The sequence below is a fragment of the Arthrobacter sp. B0427-1-12 genome (genome assembly GCF_059092905.1).
Window position 1 is genome coordinate 1 of record NZ_JBNHIC010000149.1, and the last position, 1,390, is coordinate 1,390.

At 67.4% G+C, this 1,390-nt stretch carries 2 protein-coding genes; both read left to right on the forward strand.

Features of this window, described 5'->3' with window-relative positions; translation table 11 throughout:
• On the forward strand, window positions 1-541 hold a 541-nt coding region (locus AC5RWU_RS24245; protein WP_493986721.1), incomplete at its 5' end, for a DUF6286 domain-containing protein.
• A 39-nt stretch (window positions 542-580) separates the two neighbouring features.
• Complete coding sequence (locus AC5RWU_RS24250; protein WP_493986722.1) at window positions 581-1,195, forward strand: Asp23/Gls24 family envelope stress response protein; 615 nt, start codon at window positions 581-583, stop codon at window positions 1,193-1,195.
• Window positions 1,196-1,390: the final 195 nt, after the last annotated feature.

Here is a 1,390-nt window from a genome sequence, read left to right on the forward strand (position 1 = left end):
CGCCATCCCGGCTCTCATCATCGGACTGCTGATGCTGGGGGCGGGCATCACCCTGACCTGGCTCTCGATCGCTCGCCTGGCCGAGGGCATGTGGCCCTCGTTCCTGGCTGGCCTGCGGGACTGGGCGGCCGCCCTGAGATGGAATGATCCTGCGGTGTGGGTCATCGGCACGGTGCTGCTGCTGGCCGGACTCACACTGCTGCTGCTGGCCCTGCTGCCCGGCAGCTTCAACGCCGTCGGGCTCCGGAGCGCCGCTCCGGACACCGGCGATCCGGCTCAGCCGCCCCCCAGCCGCGAGATCGTCATGACCCGCAGCGCGGTCGCCCGCCTGGCCTGCGCGCACTGCGCCCATATCGACGGCGTCGGCACCGCCTCCGCCACCGTCACCGGGCGCAGGGTCCACGTCACCATAAACACCCCCCTGCACGAAACCGAAGAACTGCGCACCAGGGTCATCGCCAAAGTACAGGAACGGCTTGAATCCACAGGCCTGGAACCGATGCCCCGGGTCAGCGCGGCAGTCCGGTCCCGGAAAACCTGACATGGCTGCCGCCCTGCCCGCACCGCGGAAAGAAGGATCATGATGCGCCAGACCGCCGGAGTCCTCAACCGCACCTGGCTGCTCATCCTTGGCCTGCTCAGCCTGCTCGCCGGCGCCCTGCTCCTGCTGCTCGCCAGCGGGCAGCTCGCCGGAATCCTCAACGCCCCCGGCCTGCTGCCGGCCTCACCGGACGAGCCGGTGATCACCGGTGACCTCCGGTCCATCTTCGACCCGCCGTATATTGCCGCGATCACCCTGGTGCTCGGCATAGTCACCGGGCTTCTCGGGCTGCTGTGGATCATCGCCCAGATCCCCCGCAAAAACGAGGCACGCCCGTACCGGCTGCACGATGACCCCACCCGCGGCTACACGCTCTGCGACCCCGGCGTCCTCGCCACGGCGCTGGAACACCAGATTAATGCCCTGCCCGGCGTCACCGGCTCCTCGGCCCTGCTGCGCGGAACCGCGAACCGGCCCGAACTCACCGCCAGGGTCACCGTCAACAACCGCGCCGACATCCAGGACATCATCGACCGCATCCAAAACTCAACCGTCCGGGACCTCACCACCACCCTGGAAGCACCACTGCAGCACCTCGCTCTGCGGATCGAGGTCAGTTCCCACGGCAAAACCGCCAGGGAAATCATCCTCTAACACGTTACCCAGGGCCTATTCGCCCCGGGGCCTACGGAAGAAGCTGTCAATGACGAACCCAGGCGGAGAACGACCGGAGGGACGCCGGAAAGTCAGGCCCGGTGGACATACCGGCCAGGTGAATGTTTATGTCCAGCTGCTGCGGCAGGTCCAGCGGGATGGTCTGCTCAGGCGGTGCTACGGGTTCTACTGGAC